6 protein-coding genes are annotated in these 6283 nt (G+C 57.0%); 2 read left to right on the top strand and 4 right to left on the bottom strand.

Annotated elements, in window-relative coordinates; translation table 11 throughout:
* Positions 1-289: 289 nt before the first annotated feature.
* Entirely contained in the window at positions 290-1744 is a 1455-nt protein-coding gene (locus tag NW856_RS06655; protein WP_414399585.1) for a right-handed parallel beta-helix repeat-containing protein, read from the top strand.
* Positions 1745-2327: 583 nt separating this feature from the next.
* Here NW856_RS06655 and ndhI read toward each other — a convergent pair.
* The 4 genes from ndhI to NW856_RS06635 are packed head-to-tail and all read right to left on the bottom strand — an operon-like array spanning position 2328 to position 5595.
* The gene (gene ndhI / locus NW856_RS06650; RefSeq protein ID WP_414344323.1) at positions 2328-2951 is read right to left on the bottom strand and encodes an NAD(P)H-quinone oxidoreductase subunit I; all 624 of its coding nucleotides are present in this window, start codon (positions 2949-2951) and stop codon (positions 2328-2330) included.
* Between the two features lie 38 nt (positions 2952-2989).
* Entirely contained in the window at positions 2990-4111 is a 1122-nt protein-coding gene (gene nuoH / locus NW856_RS06645) for an NADH-quinone oxidoreductase subunit NuoH (protein WP_041436294.1), read from the bottom strand.
* Between the two features lie 56 nt (positions 4112-4167).
* The gene (locus NW856_RS06640; RefSeq protein WP_011432507.1) at positions 4168-4371 is read right to left on the bottom strand and encodes a hypothetical protein; all 204 of its coding nucleotides are present in this window, start codon (positions 4369-4371) and stop codon (positions 4168-4170) included.
* 39 nt (positions 4372-4410) lie between these two features.
* Positions 4411-5595 carry an NAD(P)H-quinone oxidoreductase subunit H gene (locus tag NW856_RS06635; RefSeq protein ID WP_041437160.1) on the bottom strand — a complete coding sequence of 395 codons (1185 nt, stop codon included), beginning with the start codon at positions 5593-5595 and terminating at the stop codon, positions 4411-4413.
* A 170-nt stretch (positions 5596-5765) separates the two neighbouring features.
* Between NW856_RS06635 and NW856_RS06630 the strand changes: the two genes are divergently transcribed.
* Positions 5766-6089 carry a DUF3288 family protein gene (locus NW856_RS06630; protein WP_414383787.1) on the top strand — a complete coding sequence of 108 codons (324 nt, stop codon included), beginning with the start codon at positions 5766-5768 and terminating at the stop codon, positions 6087-6089.
* The last annotated feature ends 194 nt before the right edge of the window (positions 6090-6283 follow it).

Below are 6283 nucleotides of genomic sequence, written 5' to 3'. Positions count from 1 at the left end.
AGCAAGACATCCTCGCCGGAACCCTCGAAGTACCTGAAGAGCGCTAGATTTTTGAGATTTTTGTTGCCGATTGATGATTGATTGCGGATCCCTTGCGAAGCCTTGACTGAGGAGGGGATTCGTTAGAGGATGCTTTTGCTGAGGGCATTGGATCCCAGCTTGGCCATCTGTACCTTGACCCCGTGGCAGTTGTTTGTTGCTCTGACAACCTTGACCGCTAAGCGCTTGAAAGGGCTTTCCACCTATGGTCGGCCAAGTATCCAAATCTGCTTGGAGGATCCCTTCCCTAGTGCTGCCCCTGTTGGCCGGGATTGCCCTCGGCTGTGGCGGCGGCGGCAGTTCTCCACCGCTTCCTCCCCCAGGTGGCGGGCCCATCATCCTGAGAGTAGATCCGGCCAGTGGCCCCTTTACCAAGCTGGCAGACGCAGTTGCAGAGGCCCAACGGCTTCAGACTGCCACGGCGGGCCTGGAGGTGCTGATCGAGATTTTGGGGACGGGCAGGGAAACTTTGCAAAGCAACCTGGCCCTGGATGGCGGCGATGGCACCAACGGCGGTCGCATTCGCATCACCAGCTCCACCGCCTATGAGATCCTGACCGGGCTCTTTGACGTGATTGTAGCCAGCCAAACCAGCCTGCAGGGGGTAGATGTGGTGCTGGGGGGTGGACGGGTGCAGGTGAACAACGGCACTTTTCAGCCGCGCAAGGTCACCCTCAACGACCCTCGCTCCAACATCTTGGTCAACGGCAATGCTGCGGTTCTAGAGGGAGCCTTGAACCAATTGGCCGAGATTTTGTGCCAGCAATTTTTGGATCCCTGTGTGCAGATCTCTGGGAATGGCCGGGTCAGCCGTGTCTCGCCGATTGTCAGTAAAACGGGTGGGGTGGGCATAGGCACTGTGCCGGGCAGCAATCCCATCCTTGAAAACAACACAATTCTCCTGCAGGCTTTGGGGGCTTTGGCCGTTCGCTACAGCGACAACTCCGGCGGGATCTTCCGCAACAACCAAATCGAAGGGGATCCACCCACGGCTGGAGCCGGCTTGGTACTGCAGGCGCGGCAAGCAGGTACGAGTGGCACTACCGGGATTCAGCTGGATGGGGCAGGCTCAATTCCATCCATTCAATCCAACAGGATCGGCGTGGGTGGGATAGCCGGGAGCGTCGGCATTCGCATCTTGCAAGGAACACAAGCCCGTACCCTTTCTGGAAATACATTTCTGGCTCGGGGCGAGGGCAGAGGGATAGCAATTCAAGCGGCCCCCGGCACCCCAGATGTGGTGATTGCAGCCTACCTAGCCGGCAATGCCTTCCAGGGGAACTTTGCTGAGAGAGTTGCTGTGGGACTCTTCACACCCACACCTGAGCCAACGCCTTCTCCCACCCCGACACCTACACCCGTGCCCACACTTAGGCCGACGCCTCCTTCCACCCCGACGCCTACACCCACGCCCATACCTTCTGGCCCAAGGATCACAATCCCTAGCTTACCTGCAGCTGCAACGGTAACTATTACTCAGGCAGACGGCACAGTTATTGCCACTTCCACATCGGTGTCTGGGGATGTCGTCACCTTCCCGGCTCCGTTTATCCTTCCCTTTGGCGGTCAGGTTCGTATCACCCCTGCTGTCCCTTCCCCAGCGCCCATCACAGTGGGAACCATCACCCTTAGCACCTTCGACAACACAACTAACCCTGGCAGCACGACTTATTTCAACCTTGGACCTAGCATTCCCGTAAACTAGCTTTTGTCTGTGTTTAGGCGATTGGTTTTCCTTTGGCTCAAGGTTGCTCAGGCGTGGAAGGCTACCCTTTTGAAATGTGAGGATGCTATGGGTATTTCTGCCGTTTCTTCCCCTGGAGACTTAGCAGTTGCCCTGCCGCCGGGTTTTGATGTCCCTTTGGGTACCTACCATATGGGTGACCCTGCCTTTCGGTTTCCCTGAAGGGGGGTTGGCAAACCTTGCAAGCAGCTTTGGCTCTTAATTTCGTTTTCTTGTTAGAGATTTGCGATGGCTACCTACAACCCTAGTTGCAGCCAGCGTTCTTCGCTAGCCTCCGTGCTTCTAGCCTCCTTCCTAGTAAGAGGGGGCGGCTGCCTGTTCTTTTTCTTCCGAACCCTATGATGAAACTGTTTGAACGTTGCTCCCAGTCAACTGCTTCCATTCGCTTTACCATAACACTTCGCAAACAGTTCGCAGGAGCGGAATTGTCGCCCAAGCCTTTAGCGGGTTAGCCGCCTCAGGGGAATCTGCGGGTAAGTTCACACTCTCTTTGCCCCTAGGGATAGGTCTCTCCACCAGCAATCTAGGCCGTTGGCTGTTCCGACTACTCCACTGCAGCTTTGGCTTCCTTCTCTTTGGCTGCCTTGGCAGCGCGCATTTCCGCCAAAATCTCTTCGGGTCGTTTACCGGCACGCTGGGATCCGGCAGGTAAGTCGTGGGGATCGATTACCCCTTTGGGCAGATAGGCAAATTCTCGCAAGGGGGTCACCATCGGGTCTTCGGTAACTTTAGAGGGCAGACGGCCCATCGCCACTTGGTGGTAGTTGAGGTCATGGCGGTCGTAAGTAGCCAACTCATAATCCTCGGTTACCGAGAGACAATTGGTGGGGCAAAACTCCACACAATTGGCACAGAAAATGCACACCCCAAAATCGATGCTGTAGCTGTAGAGCTCCTTTTTCTTCAGCTCTGGGTTGTAGGCCCAATCCACCACCGGCAGATCAATGGGGCAAACCCGAACGCAGATCTCGCAGGCAATACACTTATCGAACTCGAAGTGGATGCGTCCCCGAAAGCGCTCAGAGGGGATCAGCTTTTCGAAGGGGTATTGCACGGTTACCGGGCGCCGACCCATGTGGTCGAAAACCACTCCCATGCCTTGGCCGATGTACTTGGCGGCTCGAAAGGCATCGCCCACATATTCTTTGACACGCTTGAGAAACGTCATGACCTATGTTCTCCCTCTCTTGCCTCTTTACTTCTCATTCAACCCCCAAAAAAGGTGGGGAAGGCGAGCTTTAGGGCTGCCGTCAGCAGCAAGTTAACAAAGGATACAGGCAGCAAAAACTTCCACCCCAAGTCCAGCAGTTGGTCAATGCGCACCCGTGGCAAGGTCCAGCGCAGCAGGATGGCCAAGAAGATGAAGATAAAAGCTTTGACCATCGTCATGACAATGCCCAAGGCCGCCGCGCCGATCTGCAAGAAGGGGTTATCCAAGGGGATCCCGGCCAAGGCGGCAATCGTTTCCACCGGCACCACGAACGACCAGCCCCCCAAGTACAGCACCGCTGCAATGAGGGAAGCCAGCAGCAGGTTGGCGTAGGATCCCAGATAAAACAGGGCAAACTTCATGCCGGAGTACTCCGTTTGGTAACCGGCCACCAGCTCTTCTTCTGCTTCCGGCAAATCGAACGGGATCCGCTCCGTTTCCGCCAGAGCCGAGATCAAGAAAATCACAAAGCCAATGGGCTGCCGCCAGACGTTCCAGCTCAGAATGCCCAGGCCGCTCTGCTGCTCCACGATCCCCACCGTGTCCAGACCGTTGCTCATCAACACCACGGCCAACACCGACAGGGCCAACGGCAGTTCGTAGCTGATCGATTGAGCTGCCGCTCGTAGCCCACCCAGCAAGGAGTACTTGTTATTGGAACCGTAGCCCGACATCAACAAACCGATGGGTTGCACGCTGGAGATGGCGATCAGGAAGAACACGCCAATGGCAATGTTGGAGATCAATAGGTTCTGGCCAAAGGGAACCACCAGGTAGCACAAAAAGACGGGCAGGAAAACCAATATCGGCCCCAGCGTGAACAAAACCGGGTCGGCCAAGATGGGCAGAACATCTTCTTTGGTCAGCAGCTTGATGCCATCGGCAATCGGGATCAGCACCCCCTGAGGGCCGGCCATGTTGGGGCCAATCCGCTGTTGGGCTGCTGCCGAGATTTTTCGCTCCAGCCAGGTCATGACCATCACCCCCAAGGTGGCGGCGATGATCAGCAGCAACATCGGCAGGGGCATCCAGAGGGCATGGGCTGCGCCTGCTCCCAAGCCTAGGTTCTGTAGGGCAGTCTCGAAGCCAAGTTGTAGGTCGATACCAGCGTTTGTCATGGGGGTGAGTAGCTCCCTAGAGATGGCGGGTTGGGTAGGGTTTGGGATCCCTGTAGCTAGGTCTTGCCGTTGGGATCCGATTGGGGGGGACGGTTGCGGCGGCGTAGCTCCTGCTGGATGATGGCCTGAAGGCGAGCATCAGATAGCTCTTCCGCGCGGCGGCGCCTTTCCTCTTGGTACTTAGCCCATTGCTTGGGGCCGATAACCGCAGCAATGACAGACACAATCAACAGCGGCAGAACCAAGATCGCCCAGGCCATCGCCTTTGTCCTCGCTTTCCGTAAGTATCTTAGCGATTCCTAGCGATCCACCTCGCCCATGATGATGTCAATGCTGCCGAGGATGGCGATCATGTCGGCTACCTTCATGCCGCGAATGAGCTGAGGCAACACTTGCAAATTGACAAAGCCGGGGGGACGGATCTTCCAGCGCCAGGGGCAAACGTTGTCGTCTCCCACGATGTAAATGCCCAGCTCTCCTTTGGCGCTCTCCACCCGCACGTAGGCTTCCCCTTTGGGGATCTTGAAATTGGCGGAAGGCTTTTTGCTGATGAACTGGTAGTCCCCTTTGTTCCACTCCGACTTCGGCCCCTCCAGCATCCGCTTGGCTTCCAGGTTTTCAAAGGGGCCTCCTGGCAAAGCCTTGACGGCTTGCTGCACGATCTTGCAGGACTCGCGCATCTCTTTCATGCGCACCCGATAGCGGGCCAGGCAATCCCCTTCGGGGTAAACGGCCACCTCCCAGTCGAAGTCGTCGTAGCACTCGTAGTGATCCACTTTGCGCAGATCCCAGTTGACGCCGCAGGCCCGCAACATGGGACCCGACAGACCCCAGTTGATGGCGTCTTGCTTGGAGATGGCTCCCACCCCTTCCAGCCGCCGGCGGAAAATCGGGTTGTCGGTAACCAGCCGCTCGTATTCATCCACTTTGGGCAAGAAATACTCGCAAAAGTCTAGGCATTTTTCCGTCCAGCCGTAGGGCAAGTCCACCGCCACGCCGCCCACCCGGAAATAGTTGTTGTTGATCAGGCGCATGCCGGTGACGGCTTCAAACAAGTCTAGGATCCACTCCCGCTCCCGCATGGCGTAGAGGAAGGGGGTTTGGGCGCCCAAATCTGCTAAGAAGGGGCCAAACCAGAGCAGGTGGTTGGTAATACGAGTTAGCTCCAACATGATCACCCGCAGGTAGCTGGCCCGTCTGGGCACGCTGATCCCGGCCAGTTTCTCAACGGCATTGACGGTGATGGCCTCGTTGAACATGCCGGCCCCGTAGTCCCAACGGGAGACATAGGGCAGGTATTGCACCACCGTGCGGTTTTCGGCGATTTTCTCCATGCCGCGGTGCAAGTAGCCGATCACCGGTTCGCAATCGACGATGTTTTCGCCATCTAGGGTGACCAGCAAACGCAAAACCCCATGCATAGAGGGATGGTGCGGCCCAAAGTTGAGCAACATCCGGTCGGTACGGGTCTCGATCATGGGCATGGGCATAGCCGCCGCCTCCGCAACTGAAGAATGTTCATGGTCTGCAACATTTGCAGTATAGCGGTTTTCTTCTGCCTTCTCGGGATCCCATGCCATCAAGGATCCCAATCCTCGATATTGAAAGTCTCCAGGGGAACTCAACTAGAGTGAGAGAAAAAGGAGGGAGACCGATGGCTATATCCCGTTCACCCGCGAATGGCCCATCCCGGAGAGAGCAGCAACATCCGCAGTATGCCACCGACCGGGCTGTGCTCGATGAGCTGATGGTGCAGGCTCAGGAGAGGCCCCTCTCGGATTGGGTACTGGCGGAAGTTGCCCGTTTGCGCATCCGTTACCACGGTTTCCCCGGCGCCTGGGATCTGCAGCGGGATTTGGATCAAATCCTGGAACAGTGGGGCCTGAGCGAAGAAGAGCTGTTCGCCCGGACTCGCCAGATCCATGCCCGCGGCCAGGTGTACGACCGCAGCTTTAGCACGCGAGACGACTGGGCCTAGAGGCAGGCTGGGGGGCGGGATCCCTCACCCCCATCCCCTCTCCCTCTGGGAGAGGAGAGCCCGCCGCTACCTAAGAGACGTGAAGTTGCTCGGCAAAGACGGGATCCAAAGGCACATCTAGGGCGGCAATCACCTTAGTCCAGAAGTTCATAAAGCCAATCCAAGCTGATAGCTCCACCAGATCTTCATCTGAC

The organism is Synechococcus sp. R3-13 (assembly GCF_047462195.1).
Classification (GTDB): Bacteria; Cyanobacteriota; Cyanobacteriia; order Thermostichales; family Thermostichaceae; genus Thermostichus.
The sequence above is the reverse complement of the archived record's forward strand: the minus strand, read 5'-3'. Positions and strand labels throughout refer to the sequence as shown.